The organism is Olivibacter jilunii (genome assembly GCF_900607235.1).
In the GTDB taxonomy this organism is placed as follows: domain Bacteria; phylum Bacteroidota; class Bacteroidia; order Sphingobacteriales; family Sphingobacteriaceae; genus Olivibacter; species Olivibacter oleidegradans.
Genome location: NZ_LR027853.1, coordinates 110,425 through 128,708, shown reverse-complemented (window position 1 = coordinate 128,708; position 18,284 = coordinate 110,425). Strand labels below are relative to the sequence as shown.

Genomic DNA, 18,284 nt, shown 5'->3' with positions numbered 1-18,284 from the left:
CTTAATTTAAACTGTTATTTCTTCAATTAATTGCTTACTAAAGGCTTCTATAGTCATGCTACCAAGATCGCCTTCGCCATGTTTTCGAACAGAAATCGTGCCATTTTCAACCTCTTTTTCGCCTACGATGAGCATGTAAGGTATTTTCTTGACTTCCGCATCCCGTATCTTTCTGCCTACTTTTTCGTCTCGCAAATCAATCAACCCGCGAATATCGGTATTATTTAACGATTCCAAAAGTTTTTTTGCATATTCTTCATATTTTTCAGAAACAGGCAATATGATAAACTGTTCCGGGGTAAGCCATAGCGGAAACTCACCGGCGCAATGCTCGATTAAAACGGCGACAAAACGTTCTAGCGAGCCAAAGGGTGCGCGATGAATCATTACCGGCCGATGTTTCTGATTATCACTGCCTGTGTATTCTAACTCGAACCGTTCCGGCAAATTATAATCGACCTGGATTGTACCAAGTTGCCATTTACGCCCCAATGCATCTTTGACCATAAAATCCAATTTCGGGCCGTAAAAGGCCGCTTCCCCTAACTCGGTCACGGTTTTAAGCCCTTTCTCTTCAGCAGCTTCTACGATAGCCGCTTCAGCAAGTAGCCAATTTTCTTCACTGCCAATGTATTTTCCCTTATTTTCAGGATCTCTTAGTGATATCTGTGCGGTATAATCATCAAAGCCTAAAGCTTTGAATACATAAAGGACAAGATCAATAACTTTTTTGAATTCGTCTTTTACTTGATCCGGACGACAAAACAGGTGCGCATCATCCTGCGTAAAACCTCTTACACGAGTTAACCCATGTAATTCTCCGCTCTGCTCATAACGATATACGGTACCAAATTCAGCAAAACGTACCGGAAGATCTTTGTATGATCGGGGTTTTGTTTTGTAAATCTCGCAATGGTGCGGACAGTTCATGGGTTTCAGTAGAAACTCCTCTCCTTCTTGCGGTGTACGAATCGGCTGAAAAGAATCTGCTCCATACTTTTCGTAGTGGCCAGAGGTAACATACAGGTTTTTATGACCAATGTGTGGTGTTACAACCGGTTCATATCCTGCCTTCATTTGTGCACGTTGCAGAAAGTCAACCAGTTTCTGGCGCAATGCGGCTCCCTTGGGAAGCCACAGAGGTAAGCCCATGCCTACTCTTTCTGAGAACGCGAACAATTCCAATTCTTTGCCCAATTTCCGGTGGTCCCTTTTCTTAGCTTCTTCAATCATATGAAGATAATCGGCTAATTCGCTTGCCTTAGGGAAAGTGACGCCGTAAATCCTAGTTAACTGTTTTCTGCTTTCATCACCACGCCAATAGGCTCCTGCCACATTGGTTAGTTTGATGGCTTTTATAAAACCTGTATTTGGGATGTGTGGCCCTCTACAGAGGTCTGTAAAATTGCCCTGGGTATAAAAGGTTATGGATCCGTCCGCTAAATCCTTTATCAAATCCAACTTATATTCATCGCCTTTTTCGGTAAAATACGCTAGCGCATCTGATTTGGATACTTGCTGCCGCACGTAATCAGATTTCGTACGTGCCAATTCCAACATCTTATCCTCAATTTTTTTAAAATCGTCCGAAGAAAAAGGCCGATCACCAAAATCGACATCGTAATAAAAGCCGGTTTCGATAGCTGGTCCAATACCAAATTTAGTCCCGGGATATAGCGCCTCCAACGCTTCTGCCATTAAGTGGGCAGAAGAATGCCAAAATGTCGATTTGCCGTCTTTGTCATTCCAAGTCAGCAATCTTACAGATGCATCTTTTTCAATAGGTCTGGTCGCATCCCATACCTGTCCGTCAACTTCGGCAGCTAAAACGTTACGGGCTAAGCCCTCAGAAATTGATTGGGCAATTTGCAAAGAAGTGATTCCCCTCTCGTACTCGCGAATGGAACCATCAGGAAGTGTGATTTTAATCATCTACAACTATGATTTTAATGTTCTAAAAAATATTGTTTTCTAAATCACCTACAATGTGATTTTTGTGACGACAAAGATATTAAAAAGTAAAAATTAAAAAGTCAAAAGTCAAAATTAAAAAGTAAAAAGTCAAAAGAGCGAGTTGGTTCATTCTTGTGATTTCTGCCAGCAGTTTAATGCACAGTCAAAAATACGCTTAATAAAAAAAGTCCGGCATTTAAATACCGGACTTTCAACCAAATTATCCTGTTGCTTATGCCCTTTAAGCAACCTCTTTCGACTAAACCGCTGTCGAAAGTTCTTCACGCAGCCGCTTGGCTACCACTTTTTCTTGTCCCGGCTTTAGCATCCAAGCAGTTAAAATCAAAGAAGTATCCTCAGCTCCACCTACTTCTATAGAAGGTGTTCCATTCCGTAAACGTTGCTGTAATTCCTTGCCCGATATTTTCACCTTTTCTGCATTCCAATGGATATATAGCGTTGGTGTCACATTTCCCAAAGGAGGCACCTTCACCTCCGTCGTAACACCTTCAACCGCTTGCGCTGCCGTTGCGATCAGATCAATTTGAGCCTGTTGTAAGTTCCACTCTTGTTGATGATCAAGGTTGATAAACTTCTCTAAGGCAACATACATACCTAAAATTTCTTCCTTATTCACTTTCATCCCTCTGCCAATATTAAACCCACGTGGAGGCATATGTAATCTCGCTGCTTGTATAAAGTTCTTTTTACCCATCAATAAGCCGGCACTCTGCGGTCCGCGGATCGCCTTTCCTCCAGATACGCACACTAAATCAAAGCCCATTTCATGAAATTTCCACAAGTTGGAAACAGGTGGTACGTCAGCCGCGATATCAATCATGGTGGGAACACCATGTTTTTTTGCAATCGAGACCCACTCCTCGTGCATGATGCTACCTTTGTCAGCCTGTACGTTAAGAAAGAACATCAACGCCGTTCGTTCATTAATGGTTTGCTCAAGCTCTTCCCTCGTTTCTACCATCACAATTTTACAACCCGTATTTTTAAGCGCATGGGTATAAACAATTTCATGCCCTTTTTGACAGATCACCTCCGACTTCATATCGGTTCCCATTAGGTGGGGTAACTGAATTGCTTTTTCTTCGTCAAGGCCCGTTAATATTCCGGCCAATCCCAAAGTCATAGCGGAAAAACATCCTGCTGTTACGACGGCAGATTCCGCATGTACCAAACTCGCAATTTTTTCACCTACTTTATCTTGCAATTCATCCAGCATGCAAAAATCCGTTGCACTGTAGTTTATCGCTTCCAGTACTTCCGGTCGCATAAGGGATCCCGTCATAGCAGTATAGGTTCCGGCAGCGTTGATAAAAGTACGTACGCCCAATTCTTTGAATAGCTCTCGACCCCGCCGCTCCTTATCCAGCCATAATAATCTATTCCCGTCTACATAAGGGGTGATGAATCCACCGGCAGGCAGCATCGACAAATATTTTAATAGTTCTCTTCTTCTCATGATAAATTCTTTTTAATTTTTAAGCTCGCTAACCGTTTTAAGCGCACCGTCAGGAGTAGCTAGTGGTTTATTTTGCCAATAGGAAGCTAACAATGATCCTGTGATATTCATTAAAGGCCCAAAGATGGCAGGTGCTAGTCCCACTGTAGCTAGCTTACCCATTTCCTTTGCAATACCGGAGGCTAGGCCTCCATTCTGCATTCCCACTTCAATTGCCATGGTTCGGCAGTCGCGCTCAGACATACGGAAAAGTCTACCGCAACTATAGCCTAAGAAATAACCTGTTAAATTGTGTATTAAAACGAGCAGGATCAATTGCGGACCAATATGGAGTAAACTATCTCTACCGGCAGCTGTAATGATGGCAATGATAATAGCAATACCTGCCATCGAGATTTTAGGCATAAATGCGTCTAACCACTTTACTTTGCCATGAAATAGTCTATTGAATAACAAACCGGCACCTATGGGTAGTATAACCATCTTCAAAATATCCCACATCATGTCTAATAGGTGGATTTCTACAAATGCACCGGCTAATAGCTTCATCAGCGTCGGAGTTACCAAAGGTGATAGTAATGTTGATACCGCTGTGATCGTAATCGATAATGGTAAATTGGCCTTAGCCATATAAGACATCACATTGGAGGCCATTCCATTGGGCGAACAGCCAATCAGAATAATTCCAGCTGCTATTTCCGGAGAAAAGCCGCTTACATTGGCCAGGAAAAAGCCAACACAGGGCATAATGATGAAATGACTTACTACACCAATAAAAACGCCCTTTGGATGCTTAATCACCCCCACAAAATCGTGTACGCTCATGGAAGTCCCCATGCCGAACATGATCAGCTGTATCAAAGGAGTGATCAGCTCAGCCAATGGAAAACCGTTAACACTTACAAAGTGTTGGGGATAGCACAGCGCCGCCGCAACCATTGCAAATATCATCATTGAATAAGCATACCCTTGTAACGACTTAATGGTCCGAAAAGATAAGGCCGTTGCTAGCAAACATATAATAAGGCTCGGGCCCCATACTGATTGCTTCTGGGTCCAGTAAGCCCATATGGCCAGGATTGCCGTCACCATTGCAATCAACAAAGTGACTTTGTAAAATGAAAATTGCCTCATATCAAATATTTAGGTTCATTATGTTTACCAGGTTCTTTTTTCCATTAGTTGATCCAGCTGCTTCTTGGTAAGCCTCACCCGATCTTCTTGTTCCTTTAACCAGTTCAGAAAATCAAGTTTTATCGGATCATCCCACTGGTTATCGATCTGTCCTACACTGTATTTCCCCGCTTGAATTCGATCTTTTCCAAAGGCATCCCTCAATTGGATAAATTCGGCAGTGACGATGACCTCTTCTGCCAGGTGGGCCGGTATAAAAAGCACCCCCTCTTTATTACACAACACTAAATCTCCAGGTAACACAATCGCTTTGCCGATACGTATCGGTGTATTAAGTCCCATTAACATTGATTCCTCTAAAAAAGACGGATGGAAATCACGTACAAAAGCATTGAAACCTTTTATGTCGGCTAAACCATCAAAATCACGTGCTCCGGCATCAAAAACTACGCCCTTACCGGTACGCTGAAAGATGGTGGTTCCCAGGGTTTGTCCAATCAAGGTTCCACCCGCTACTTTCCCGAAGCCATCAGCGACGTACACATCTCCTTTTTGCAGTAGCTCAATGGGCCACGCATTGGTGCTTCCTTTAAGGCCTTTCTCATGCCCGCGCTCTAATATGGCATCTTCTATATCGGGCCTCCTTGGCATATACGCGGCCGTTACAGCGCGCCCTGCAAAGACCTCATTTTCACGAATCGCTTTCCACCCATCCTCAAATTGATTATAATAGCCCGCATTTCTCAGAATGGTCCAAGCATCATCAAAACCAATACGCTCGGCTCTTAAAAGGAGTGAATCAGGAATCTTCGGGCGCCCATCTCGGTAACGCTCCCCTTTCCAGGAGGAAGTTAGAAAACGAAGTTCTTCTTTTGTTATTTGCTGAGCTGCGCCGGTAGTAACAAAAAAGAGCAGCATCATAAGCATAAAAAAACTTTTCCTAACGTACATTCTGTTCATGTTAAACATAGGCTATGCAATCCATTTCCACGAGCGAATCACCGGGCACCCCGCCATAAGTCGCCACGGTAGTGCGTACGGGCGGTTTACTGCCAAATCGTCCTTGATACACCTCATTCATGGCCTTGTAATCTCCAAGATCTGCCAGATAGACGTTGACTTTCAGCACCTTTTCCATCGATGATCCTGCCTTTTTTAGTTCCGCTTCCAATTCTTTTAATACATGATCTGTATGTGCTTTTATATCACCATCGAAATGTGCCCCTTTACCGGCCACAAACACTAATCCGTTATATTTGGTGGATCCCGAGAATAAAGGCACATTGTCCTGCTTAGTTATATTGAAGGTTTCTTTTGTGGCCGACTTGCTTTCAGCTCGAAGCATGGCATTAGCTCCTAATAGACCTACCATGGAGGCAAACAATCTTTTAATGACTGATCTTCTTTCTGTTTTCATAATGAATAAATTTGATTGTTAAACTGTTATATGGTTTTTGTTAATGTTCCGTTTGCTTTTTAGCAACGACTATAGGGTTAGCGATCCCATTGAGATCGTATACAATCTCTCCACCTCGCACGGTCATTTCACAGGCTAACTTCTGCTTTCCGTTGATCTTGTATCCTGTATAATCAAAGTATCCGAAATTTCCATTAAGTACATTCAGAATAGCAATATCAGCCTCTGCCCCTACACTCAGACTACCTAGTTCCGGTCGTTTTATTATTTGAGCGGGTTGCCAAGTACTGGCGGCAACTACCTGCTGCAAGCTCATTCCCATTACCAAACACTTAGACATCACGCTCAACATATCCTTCATCGCATTATTCATACTGCCTGTATGGATATCGGTACTAATAGCGTCCGGATAGAAGCCTTCTTTGATAGCTGGAATTGCCTGGCTAAAGGAAAAGCTAATCCCTCCGTAGCCCACATCAAAATACCGCCCCTCCTTTCGCGCTTTCCATGCAAAAGGCTTCACTTTCTTTTCAGTGGGATCGACAATTGATTCGCGCCCTTTGATCTGTGCAAAACAATGGGTTAAAATGTCACCTTTTCTTAAATGGTTCAGGAGCAGGTCTTCCAAAGGTAGTGGTGGTATACTACCACCGAAGTCCACCATAACCGGCAAATTACCCGCTTGCTTCCCCGCTTCTACGGCATGATCAACTATTGTCCAATCCGGGCCTTCAAAATGAGCTACTTTGAAGCCTACGATATAAGGGTGGAATTGCCGAGCAACCAAAGCGGCCATTTTTGGATCGGTATCCTTTAAGTCCTGCTCATAAGCACCACCGCGCATTCCTTCACCAATAATGTTTAAGAAAGCAAGTACGCGGGTTTTTGAGTGATCTATTGTCTGATCCTTATAAAGCTGAAAATTTCTCCAACCGGGACTTCCGGCATCCACGACCGTGGTAACGCCATTGCGAAAAGTAAAGCCGTCCGGTGGAATAGCCGTATAACTATTTCTCAGGTAACTATGCGGTTCGGTCCCGAAAAAATGATGCGCGTGAATATCGATTAAACCAGGTGTTACATACAGTTTTTCCGCGAGGACAACTTGTGTAGCCTTTCCTTGAATATTTTTAGCCACCTGGACAATTTTCCCGTCCTTAATGGCAATGTCCATTACTTCATCGATACCATTCTTCGGATCGATGACGTGCCCACCTTTAATAAGTATCGCGTAGTCTTGCGCGCATAATGTTGCGCTAAGAACGGTTAGCGTAATAAAAAATATGATCTTTTTATACATAATGCTTCTGCTGATTAGTTCGCGGGATCCCACCATACACGACTGGTTAAGGCATTTGTTCCTCCTTGCCGTTGTTTTGCTTCATTAAAATTATCGCGATTGTAACTTTCTTCAGTTAGTGGCACCACAAAACGTCGGGGGATGGTTCCTCCTGTCAGGTTTCCCGGATAGTTAGTCGGAGTCAGGCTGGGGTAACCCGTCCGGCGCCAATTAGCAAAAATTTCATATTCATCTTGTAAGAATAAGGACACCCATAATTGGGTATAAATCTGTTCAAGCTTTTCTTCGAAAGTGCCCTGATTATTAAATGGGTGTTGTGATAAGTAGAAATTAATCCGAGCTTCACTGATCTCCCCATGTTGACCAAATAAACTCCATTGATGCATTGCTGCGCGTACCGCAGCTTCATAAGTTTGCGCGGGATTACCATCATACCATCCGCGGAGAGCGGCTTCCGTGAGTAATAAATTCGTTTCGGCATTTGTTAAAACCAAATGAGGGGCATCGTAACGTAGAATCGTGTTTGGATTCGGTTCCGAATAACTTGCAAAATCGGCAGGAAATGAATTAAAAGCAGCATTGGGCATCCCCTTTTGAATCGCTGAACTGGTGTCCGCTACATAGGTACCTGTTGCGTTACGTACCCAGACGACAGCAATTGCATTTAATCGCGGATCCTGCGTCTCTTTCAGATGATCAATAAAGGTTTTGGCCAGTTTACCCCCTTCTATATTATCCACCGCTTGCGGATTGAGATAATCCGTATTCAAAAGAGCTGTTGCAATGAAATTACGCTGTGCTACTTGCGATCCATCTACATATTGAATGCGTGCCAAATCGTTATCATTCATAACTACGCCTCCCGCGATTGCCTTTCTTACCCAACTTTCTGCAAGCGTCGCATCTATCTTTGTCAAACGCATGCCCAGGCGTAACATCAATGAATATGCAAATTGCCTCCATTTCGTAACGTTTCCGGCATAAATCAAATCGCCATTGCCAAAAGTTGGTAAATCCGGATCCAACGTATTGGCCGACTCTTCCAATTCTTTCAATAAATCGTTATAAATCGTGGCTTGCACATCATATTTCGGTGTGTAATTTTGGTTACTAGCACCAAAACCTGCTTCGGTATATGGAACGTCGCCATATAAGTCAGTAAGCCTGTGAAATATTAAAACCTTCCAAATACGTGCAATAGCCAATTTATTAATGTCTTCGGGATTGGCGCTTACTGCATCGATCACTTTTTTTATTTCAATAACGGCTGTAGAATAAGCCTCCCAACTATTGTATGAATAGGTTTCATTAAAATATTTATCGCCTGCGGCGGGTACTTCTTTATAGGTAGCCGTCTGCTGCATCGATCCGCCAATTGTTAAATAAGCAGCACCGACATAATTGAAACTCACACCATCTAATAGCGCCTTCGTAAACATGTATTCAGGCACCACCGTGGTTGAAGCGTTTGGGTTAACATTCATCTCTTCAAAACCTTTATCGCAGGCAGAAAAGAAGCAGAACAACGAAACCGCTAACACATGTAGAAATAGCTTTTTCATATCTTTTGGTCTATTGATTAAAATTTAACAATTAGGTTGATACCGAAGCTCCTCGTTCTGGGAACGCCAAATGCCTCTAATCCCTGTGCATTACTGTTAGTATAGCTAGACTCAGGGTCGAAATACTTATTTCGCTTATCGTGATATAAAGTCAATAGGTTCCGTCCGACCAAGGAAATAGTGGCACCCTGTAATTTCGCCCATCGGAATTTTTCTATCGGAAGATTGTAGGATAAAATAACCTGTCTGAGCTTTACGAAGTCGTTGTCAAACATAAACATGGAGGTATAGAACTTGTCATTATCATAATAGGTATCAATGTCTTGAGGGGCCCACGTTTTACTGAATGGATTACCTTCGGGGTCAACACCGGTCACTGTTAAACCGGTTTCACGTCCCGGTAAGGTTTCTTCCGGCAATCCAAAACGGTAGGCATACTGATACATATTGGAGTACATCATACCACCAAACTTCCCGTCGATCAATACATTCAGCGAAAAGTCCTTATAGCGAAACGTATTGTTCAATCCCATAATTAAAGGAGGAACACCCTGACCAATCTCTTCGAGCGGGCCTCTTACCGCATACCCACTTTCCGGATTATATACCACTTGACCATTTTCGTCTGTTAGTTTCCGATAACCCCACAAAGCGCCATAAGGCCTACCTACCACATTGCGTATACTTCCTCCGCCAACACCATCGCCTACTACTATAGCATCTAACCCCTCCGCTAATTGTTGAATTTCACTTTTGTTATAAGAAATGTTATAGGTGGCATCCCAACTGAAATTTTCCTTTTTGATAGGTGCACCACTTAAGAGTACTTCAATACCCCGATTATTTAACTCGCCTACATTTAATAAGGCTCGATTATAACCGGAAGCTTGAGAAATGTTGGATTCAACAATATCATCGGTTGTTTTTCGATTATAAAAAGTAAGATCAGCCCCTAGACGCCCATTGAAAAACTGCGCATCAAGACCAAATTCGTAAGTGGTAGAGGTCAAAGGTCTTAAGCCTGGATTGTTAACTAAATCGGACGTCAATTCCTGTACCGGCCTTCCATTATGTCCTCCCTGTACCATGGAATAGGATTCGTTCAATATATAAGCGGTCGGTGTCGCACCACCTACCTGTGCCCATGAGCCCCGTAATTTCAAACCACTTATGGATTTGGGAAAGCTCAGTGCTTCTGATAGAACAAAGGTTCCTCCTACCGATGGATAGAAAATACTATTGTTTTGCGGACTTAATGTAGAGAACCAATCTTGTCGACCCGTGAAAGTTAAATACGCTAAGCCTTTATAACCAATGTCCGCTGATCCAAAAATTGAGTTAATACCCGTTTTTTGATATAAAGGGGTGGTTGTTAAAATATTTAAATTCGTATAGCTGTAGAAATTAGGCACCCTGAATTCACTTCCCTCAATCGTTGTCAGATCGTACTCATTCCTTTGTATATTTCCGCCGGCCATCGCGGACAAGCTGAAATCACGGAAACTTGTATTGTAATTCAAGGTAAACATGTAATTTGTTTCTGATGAGGTCGCTCTTAAGCTTTGATAAGCACCTAGGGGTCTAAAAGCGGTTCCTGTGGGCTGTATAGCTTCGAATTCTGAATTATAATAGTCTCTACTCGCGCTTCCCTTGATAAAAAGATTGTCGAGAATATCGTATTGAAGACTTCCCTGCATAATATATCGGTTCTTTTTATCGTGATTCCGGTAACGATTTACGACAAACCAAGAGTTTGGTGCTTCAGCCACCGGATTCCACCTGACTTCATTTCCCTCAGCATCGTAACCCGGTGCCAGCGACATGATGTCAACTGTATTTGCTAACATATATACAGCCCAAGCGGGATTATCATTTGCATAACCAACTTTAGGACGGTTTTTTCCTTGATCATAATTATATTGTGAAACGGCTTCCAAATGAAGCTTCTTGCCGATATTGGCATTGACCGATAAGTTGGTAGTTAGTCGTTTGTAAGTAGAGTTCGGTACAATCGCTTGCGCATCCGTGTTCGAAACACTCGCACGATACCGCAGATCTTCACTCCCTCCGTATAGTGCTAACGAGTTTATATAAGTCTGCCCGGTTTCATAAAATTGTTGTGGATTGTTTTTTTCAGGCGAATAGGGTCGTTCTACGCCATCAAATTGCACATAGGGCTGCCCGTCCATCCTCGCACCATAGGATAAACGGCCGGTTGCAATCGCCTCGTCCTGTGTGGTAGGCTTTCGTCCATCAATCCCCTGTCCGTATTCATACTGCCATTCAGGGTACATGGAAGGACGCTCAAAGGTAGAGGTGCTATTAAACTCAATACCTAAACCTTTTTGTGCTACTCCTTTTTTTGTAGTAATCAAAATTACGCCATTTGCGGCTCTCGATCCATATAAAGCAGATGCCGGACCGCCTTTTAAAACGCTGATACTTTCAATATCATCTGGATTGATACCCGCTATTCCATCGCCACGGTCAATATTCCAACCCATTCCTGTCGAACTTGTGCTACCTCCCGGTGTCGAATTATCCATCGGCATTCCATTGATCACATACAGCGGTTGATTGTTTCCGCTCAATGATCCGTTACCCCTAATAATCACCCTACTCGAACCACCTGGGCCGGTAGCCATACCCGAAACATCAACACCTGCCACTTTACCTACCAAAGCATTAGCGACATTCACTTCTTTTGCCTGCGTTAATTGGTCACCGCCAACTTCGGCTACCGAATAGGCCAACGCCTTTTTTTCACGTGAAATCCCTAATGCGGTAACAACTACTTCACTTAAGGCTTGATTATCTTCTACTAATTGTACATTTACTACATGACGACCGCCAATAGCTACGGTTTGCCCCACATAGCCCATATAGCTAAATTCTAATTCACCTGTCCCTTCCACTTTTAATTGGTAAGCACCGTCAGCCCCTGTTACTGTACCCTTGGTACTACCCTTTAGGCGTACACTCACGCCCGGGATCCCCTGCCCTTGCGCATCGGTTACGAGTCCCTTTACCTCTATTTCTTGATTCAGACCAGGGATGGATTTACCTAAAACAATCCGATTCTCGATAACTTTGTACTGAATGTTTTTGGCTGTAAGAAGCTGATCAAGCACTCGCTGCAAAGACTCTTGCTGCACTTCGATGAATACGCGCTGCGATAAATCTATAATTTGTTTACTGTAAATAAATTTAATGGCTGCTTTCTCTTCAATAAGCTTTAACGCCTGTAATAAAGCCTGCCCTTTTACGCTTAAATTGATACGTTTAGAAAGATCCAATGTGCTCTCAGGTTGCTTTGCAAATGTTTGGACGTGGATGGCCGTAAGTATAATTATTAGTCCAAGCAGACAGGATCGAATGGTTGTGGATGTCCTCGGGTTGATTCTCATATAAATGCTGTTTGATGGTTAAAATGTAGGCAAATAGCGCCCATGACAATTGCATATATCGATATTTTAATAATTTAAAATATCACAACTGTCGTTATGTAACTATGTATTAATTATTAGTTAATAATAAGTTGTTAAGTTTTCATATGGATAGTAATTAGGGTCATGAATGATTTACTTTTTTATTAACCTGATGCGATCTCCGGAAATCTCATATTGCAGGTTGAGTGATTGACTGATTATTTCCATAATGGAAATTAAGTTTAGCTGATTAAAGTCGGCAGTCAATGTATAACTTTCAAGTTTTTTATCCTGAAAATCAATTTGGACATTGAAAGTACTGTCAAGCAAGTGAGCAATATCTTTAAGTGGCTTATCTTCAAAAGACATACTCCTCTTTTTCCACATTTTCACTGACGAACGCGATGTTTCTTTTGTTTTAACTAAATGGGCCTTGTGTTTATTAAAATGTACTTTCTGATCAGCTACGAGCAGAACCTCTCGGCTACCTTGCATCTTTTCAGCGACGCTTATATTTTCATCGACGCGACTGACAGCTACCATACCTGTTACCACAGAGACCTCTTCTTCTGCATCGCCTGCGCTCCTTATGCGAAAACTTGTTCCAAGAACTTTGGTCAACAACGATCCACTATTGATAAGAAAAGGTTTGTTCGGATCTTTGGCTACTTCAAAAAAAACGTCACCCCGCATCGTTACTTCTCTTACCCCTTGTTGAAAAGTGCCGCTATACTGCAGCGACGAATGTGGCGCTAGCCAAATCACACTTCCATCCGGCAAATGATGCTTCAGTATGGTTTTACTTTCATTTTTAACCAGTACCACCGGATCTGTTTTAAAAATTTTGTCCAATTGGCCACCCAACAGTAGCCATATGAACGCGATTAACACAATTGCTGCAGCGGCGGCCCAAACGCCGGTAGAGCGATTTTTACGATGTACTTTCTTAAAAGGCGCGCCCTCACTGCCATTATGGAGAGACAGACCACTTCTCCTTTTGATATTATACAACATCCGTGCTTTCAAAAGGCTATTTTTCCGTATTTGATCGAATTCTTCGGCTGATAACGAGTTACCCATCGCATCGTACCACGCCTCCACTAGTTTCACTTCCTCTGCATTACATTGCTTATTAAGGTATTTTTCTATTAAAGCCTCGGAAATTTCGCTCTTCATTTTATAGTATATCTTTTATTTATAATAGCTTCCATTTGTATAGTCGGCCCAAAGCCCTTTATCCCCTACGCCGTTGTAAAAAAAATTATCTTTTTAAGCTACAAGCCAAAATGGTTGCGATATTAGAATTAAGGAAAGGCTTTCTTTGGTCAATTTTCTTTAAAAATTCGTGTTACTTCTTCCACAAAACCAACGTCGACTGTAGGGAGCTCATCGCTTCGCTCTTGGGTTTTGGTCACCCTTAAGATCGAAACAAAAGGCGAAGAGTTCGTTTAACAACGAAATTCTAAACATATCTAACATAAATAATACAGCAATAAAAGATGAAACGAATAAAGCTTCATAGCTACTTTCAGCCTACTTAATGCTTTGGTCAACTGGTTTTCAACCGTTTTTTCCGATATGCCAAGCAAATCAGCTATTTCCTTATTACTTTTAAACTCTTTTCTGCTTAGCTCATAAATATAACGACAGCGATCGGGTAGTAATCGAACATGGTTTTCAATTTGATTTTGTAACTCGTTAAAGGCTAGCCGTGTTTCGGTAGAATTATCGTAATCCCTAAAATTGCCTTTGTAGAATTCTTTGTAATTCTTTCTAACTATTTCCTTTTGTATAGCACTTATTACCAAGTACCTAACAGATGTAAAAAGATAAGCAGCAACGGAACTATGAATCTGTATTCGTTTGCGGTTCAGCCATATACTAGTGAACAGATCCTGTACAATTTCCTCTGCTAACTCAGCCTTTCTTAACCGTCTCAGCGCCTCGGCATATAATTTATACCAATAACGATTGTATAGCTCTTCAAAGGATAATTCGCTCCCGTCTACACAGGCATGGAAAAGTTCTTCATCAGAAAACTTTGTTAAATCTTTCATAATCAAGCTTTAAACCATAAAAAATTCGTTACGTCACCATGCTTCCTTATGAAGTCAATGATATTATTTGCATTATTATTTTTAACCAAACACGAAGGTCCCGCAACGCTTATATGATAAATAATTGGTCAGCGTATTATTTTTGTAAGACTATAAAATGAGTTAAACAAACTTAGATAAATTGCTTTTTAAATGCAAATTACTTTAGCTAGATTAGGGAAATCTCTTTTAATATATACACCTTCATCTATAGGCCAAAGGCGAATTCCCTGTAGCTAGATAAATAATTCTACATTTTTTTGCGAGTCATTAATGACAGAAGATACTACTTCCTGATCTGGCAATACAAAAAATGCAGAAAGCCCAAACGCTTGGGAACGCCGGGCTTTCTGCTTTTATCCAACCTAAACCTTGTTGGTAGAACAATAAGTTGAAGAATTTGTTTTACGAATCGTTATTTATATGTCACAGAGGTTAATAGTAACACACGACACTAATAACCAGAAACAAATAACTAACGACTAATAACCAGATAACTACAACCGCTTAACACGGATATTTTTAAAATGTACCTCTGATCCATGACCCAAAAACCCTATATGACCGGATTTTCGTTTAAGTCCCGGATGATCGAGTTTATCTAACGTACCATTTTTTGATGCCTCGGCAATGTCACCTTCTAAAATAACGGTGCCATTTAGCGTGACTTTGATCTTATTTCCTTTTACGTAAATCTCTTCTTCATTCCATTCTCCCACCGGTTTAAGAAAGCCTCTTTTAGCAGGAATTACCCCATAAACCGATCCGTGGTATTGATATTTCTTAAGATCTTTATAAATGTCCGCTTCATTATCCAATACCTGAATTTCCATTCCTTCATACGCCGCGTTGCCTTCTAAAGGGGCCCTGATACCAATGCCATTATTCGCTCCGGGAGTTAGACGAAAGCTAAAGCGATAGATAAAATCACCAAACTCTTCTTTTGAATACAAATTACCTCCTGAGTCCTTAACGGGATAACAAGCCAGCGTTCCTTCGTCACTGATTGTGTAAGCAGTTGTATTCCCTGTCCAGCTATCTAAGTTCGAACCGTCAAACAGTACTTTGAAACCAGCAGCCTTTTCTTCATTGCCTAAAGTAAAAATCTCTTTTCTAGGTATTTCCTTAATATAGATGTCCCGATAGGCGACTTCAGTTCCATGAGCTTGTAGTTCTATCTGTTCAATAGGAAAAATGGGTTGACTTCGATCCCAGTAATTTTCTAAGGTAACGTTATCAGTTACTAGCTGCCCATTAAGATATACTGTCACCTTATCGCCTTTCATAATAATACGAAAGGTATTCCATTCTCCCAGTGCATTATCCGCTACTTTAAGAGGTTTGCTTTCGTTCTGTTGGTTATTATAAAGACCACCGGAACCTACTTGGGCTCCAACGTTTACGCGGGAGGTATCCCAAATCTGGACCTGAGGTGTTCCCCGAAGATAAATACCTGCATCACCTTCCTTACCAACGGTACTCAACTTCCAATCTACCAGCATTTCGAAGTCACCATATTGTTTAATGGTTGCAATATTATCACCTTTTCCATTAAAGTAAAGCACCCCGTCCTTTACATACCAGCCACGCCGCATCAATTCATCAGCCTTTTGCTGAGCGACAGATAGTTCCTTCGCACTCATTTTGGCTCGCTTAATGGGATTTTCTACTAAACCTTTCCAACCTGTTAAATCTTTGCCATTGAAAAGTGACACAAAACCACGACCCTTGGGTAATTCATTGATATGTTTAATTAAGGCTTGTTTTAAATAATCGCTATCTTGTCCGCTTAACGCGTCTACCGTTTTATTCAAGATGGCGCTCACTTCTTCACCATAGAGGCTAGGATTTGATAATGCGATGTTTAACACCGCCATGGCTGCAGCGGATTTCAACTCCGGGTCGTCTAAATATTTTCCGGCAAAGATGAGTGCATTATAAGTAAAATTATTGCTCAATGCACCCAATATCATTCTTTTTTGCTGCGTATTTTGTGCAACTCCCATAGCATCCCTTAGGAGTAATACTTTTTGCTCTGCCGGGAAGTCGCTTTGTGCGGTCAATCGTACAATACCGTTTAAGATCTGATTCAATTGCTTTGAGTCGCTTGTCGCCCGACTCAACTTGATTAATTCAGGCAACGCGTCATGATCATTCCAATTAGCGAGTGCTTCAACTGCCGCAGCTTTTAAGTTCGCATCATTTCCATCAAGTACTTCAACAACCGGCTGTAGAGCTTTACCTTCACCTATTCCTGAAAAAACGTTCAAATAAAGCGTTTTTCCGTTCGGATTTGCCGATTGATAACTGGCCAATAATGATTGGATATCCTGCTCCTTTTGTGGACTCCCCTGAACGGCCGCAACTATAGCTTGCTGTACTAATTTTATCTCGTTTTCGTTACCTGCTGTAGATAATAAAGAGGTTAATGAGGCAAGATTTTCGGATTTCGAAATGGCGGGCAATGTATTATATGCAGCATCTCTTACCGTCGGATCACTGCTTTTCAGCAAGGCAGTAACTGCGGTGAAACTTTCGTTTGCGCCTCTATTAGCTAGTACTTGCATAATTGTCACCTGATCTGCCGGTACTGCTGTAGCTAAGGAAGTCACTAACTTACCCGTTAAACCTTCGCCTTTCAATGTAAGAAAGGCTTCCTTTACCGCTTCTCGCTCTTCTTGGTTGGATTCTGATAATAACTTCAACAATTCAGGCGTACCCTCTACCCCTTTTAGTTTTCCATAGGCTTTAATAGCCGTAACTTTCACAAGGGTATCATCACTCTTTAGGGCTTTTTCAACAAAAGGAAGTGCACTATCGTCTGTTGTATTTGATAAAGCTTTTATGATAGCTGCTTGCGTTTCGGGATTCGCTTTTTTTACTGCTTTCCCCCATTTTTCGACAGCAGCGCCATTTAAATATGGCTGCGCTAATTTTAAAGCGGCAATGCTGTATGCTTTCTCCTTATCTCTAGATGCTTTTACCAAATCCGGAACATATTCGGCTCCGTAAATGTGCGTTAAAATATTAAGCCCTGCAATGCGCGTAGGTGTATGTTCATCATCTACTTTCAACAAAGTTTTTGCTACTTTTTCAGCTAGCTCCTTATTCCCTTTGAGGAGTAGGTTATTTGCGTAATTAATATAAGAAGCGGTCGCTTTTGATTCATCATAACCGAAGTTAACCTTTTCAGCTGCAGCCCTTAAAACTTCCTCAGAAGATGGGTCAGCCAATTTTGCTAATGCATAGAGCGCTGTTTTCCTAACCGTTAATTCCTCTGCGGTGGCAAATGAAACAATGGTGGGCGCTGCAGGCACATAATCGGCATCGCCAATAGCTTCCAGTATGTAGGTTATATTTCTTCCTTTTGCAGACGGTAACGCAGCCATAAGAGCTTTTCCCGCCTCATCGGAACGAATTCGTGCCAAAGTCCGTGCAGCACGATCCCCTAAATATTCATCTTGTAAATACGTAGAAACGGCAGACACGGCATCGTCTTTTCCTGCATTAGTGAGTAGATTCAGCACGTACCCTTTATTATTTTTATCCTGCATTTTCCCCAAGGCATCCAAAGCGCCCTGGACAAATTTGGAACGCATTGACTCCTTTCCATTCTGCATAACAAAATAGGAATAGCTGTTGGTTGCATATTCGATTTTTGCGTTGTCCCCGCCTTGTGGCTTTAAAGATAAAAGCAGTGCGCTGATATCAGCAGCCGTAAAATTGTCTAATTGGGCCATTGCAGCATTCAGCTTATCGGCATTCTGAGCGGGCTGTGTGGCTAACAAATCTGCTATTTTGGTCGTCGCTGTACGCCTATCATCTTGCTGCGCAAAAGCCGGTGGGTTGGCGAGCATAAAAGCAAGGATAGAAGCATATATATAATTCTTCATATTGGTTTTAATAGTTCGTGATAA

The 18,284-nt window shown here is 41.9% G+C and carries 11 protein-coding genes; all 11 read right to left on the bottom strand.

What is annotated here, in order from left to right:
• Positions 1-6 precede the first annotated feature (6 nt).
• The 11 genes from thrS to E0E36_RS18780 all read right to left on the bottom strand — a co-directional run bounded on the left by thrS (position 7) and on the right by E0E36_RS18780 (position 18,260).
• Positions 7-1,932 (bottom strand): threonine--tRNA ligase, encoded by a 1,926-nt coding sequence (gene thrS / locus E0E36_RS18830; protein WP_130857327.1) that lies wholly within the window; start codon positions 1,930-1,932, stop codon positions 7-9.
• Positions 1,933-2,212: 280 nt separating this feature from the next.
• On the bottom strand, positions 2,213-3,430 hold the full coding sequence (locus E0E36_RS18825; RefSeq protein ID WP_130857326.1) for an aminotransferase class V-fold PLP-dependent enzyme: 1,218 nt from the start codon (positions 3,428-3,430) through the stop codon (positions 2,213-2,215).
• Between the two features lie 12 nt (positions 3,431-3,442).
• Positions 3,443-4,564 carry a bile acid:sodium symporter family protein gene (locus E0E36_RS18820; RefSeq protein ID WP_130857325.1) on the bottom strand — a complete coding sequence of 374 codons (1,122 nt, stop codon included), beginning with the start codon at positions 4,562-4,564 and terminating at the stop codon, positions 3,443-3,445.
• A gap of 24 nt (positions 4,565-4,588) precedes the next feature.
• Positions 4,589-5,515, bottom strand: coding sequence for an RraA family protein (locus tag E0E36_RS18815; RefSeq protein ID WP_242627315.1), 927 nt, complete (start codon positions 5,513-5,515; stop codon positions 4,589-4,591).
• 10 nt (positions 5,516-5,525) lie between these two features.
• Entirely contained in the window at positions 5,526-5,981 is a 456-nt protein-coding gene (locus E0E36_RS18810) for a RidA family protein (RefSeq protein ID WP_130857324.1), read from the bottom strand.
• Positions 5,982-6,021: 40 nt separating this feature from the next.
• Positions 6,022-7,317, bottom strand: coding sequence for an amidohydrolase/deacetylase family metallohydrolase (locus tag E0E36_RS18805; protein ID WP_130857323.1), 1,296 nt, complete (start codon positions 7,315-7,317; stop codon positions 6,022-6,024).
• Complete coding sequence (locus E0E36_RS18800; RefSeq protein WP_130857322.1) at positions 7,296-8,843, bottom strand: SusD/RagB family nutrient-binding outer membrane lipoprotein; 1,548 nt, start codon at positions 8,841-8,843, stop codon at positions 7,296-7,298. Before E0E36_RS18800 ends, E0E36_RS18805 begins: the two co-directional genes overlap by 22 nt.
• Positions 8,844-8,860: 17 nt before the next feature.
• On the bottom strand, positions 8,861-12,250 hold the full coding sequence (locus E0E36_RS18795) for a SusC/RagA family TonB-linked outer membrane protein (RefSeq protein WP_130857321.1): 3,390 nt from the start codon (positions 12,248-12,250) through the stop codon (positions 8,861-8,863).
• A gap of 174 nt (positions 12,251-12,424) precedes the next feature.
• Positions 12,425-13,447 carry a FecR family protein gene (locus E0E36_RS18790; protein ID WP_130857320.1) on the bottom strand — a complete coding sequence of 341 codons (1,023 nt, stop codon included), beginning with the start codon at positions 13,445-13,447 and terminating at the stop codon, positions 12,425-12,427.
• A gap of 296 nt (positions 13,448-13,743) precedes the next feature.
• Positions 13,744-14,328 carry an RNA polymerase sigma-70 factor gene (locus tag E0E36_RS18785; RefSeq protein WP_013666220.1) on the bottom strand — a complete coding sequence of 195 codons (585 nt, stop codon included), beginning with the start codon at positions 14,326-14,328 and terminating at the stop codon, positions 13,744-13,746.
• Between the two features lie 536 nt (positions 14,329-14,864).
• A complete protein-coding gene (locus E0E36_RS18780) occupies positions 14,865-18,260 on the bottom strand; it encodes a DUF1080 domain-containing protein (RefSeq protein WP_130857319.1) in 3,396 nt (1,131 codons plus the stop codon).
• Positions 18,261-18,284 lie beyond the last annotated feature (24 nt).

Excerpts from the sequence above, each read along its gene's own strand:
- thrS (WP_130857327.1), bottom strand. The coding sequence starts at position 1,932 with ATGATTAAAATCACACTTCCTGATGGTTCCATTCGCGAGTACGAGAGG.
- E0E36_RS18825 (WP_130857326.1), bottom strand. The coding sequence starts at position 3,430 with ATGAGAAGAAGAGAACTATTAAAATATTTGTCGATGCTGCCTGCCGGT.
- E0E36_RS18820 (WP_130857325.1), bottom strand. The coding sequence starts at position 4,564 with ATGAGGCAATTTTCATTTTACAAAGTCACTTTGTTGATTGCAATGGTG.
- E0E36_RS18815 (WP_242627315.1), bottom strand. The coding sequence starts at position 5,515 with ATGTACGTTAGGAAAAGTTTTTTTATGCTTATGATGCTGCTCTTTTTT.
- E0E36_RS18810 (WP_130857324.1), bottom strand. The coding sequence starts at position 5,981 with ATGAAAACAGAAAGAAGATCAGTCATTAAAAGATTGTTTGCCTCCATG.
- E0E36_RS18805 (WP_130857323.1), bottom strand. The coding sequence starts at position 7,317 with ATGGTGGGATCCCGCGAACTAATCAGCAGAAGCATTATGTATAAAAAG.
- E0E36_RS18800 (WP_130857322.1), bottom strand. The coding sequence starts at position 8,843 with ATGAAAAAGCTATTTCTACATGTGTTAGCGGTTTCGTTGTTCTGCTTC.
- E0E36_RS18795 (WP_130857321.1), bottom strand. The coding sequence starts at position 12,250 with ATGAGAATCAACCCGAGGACATCCACAACCATTCGATCCTGTCTGCTT.
- E0E36_RS18790 (WP_130857320.1), bottom strand. The coding sequence starts at position 13,447 with ATGAAGAGCGAAATTTCCGAGGCTTTAATAGAAAAATACCTTAATAAG.
- E0E36_RS18785 (WP_013666220.1), bottom strand. The coding sequence starts at position 14,328 with ATGAAAGATTTAACAAAGTTTTCTGATGAAGAACTTTTCCATGCCTGT.
- E0E36_RS18780 (WP_130857319.1), bottom strand. The coding sequence starts at position 18,260 with ATGAAGAATTATATATATGCTTCTATCCTTGCTTTTATGCTCGCCAAC.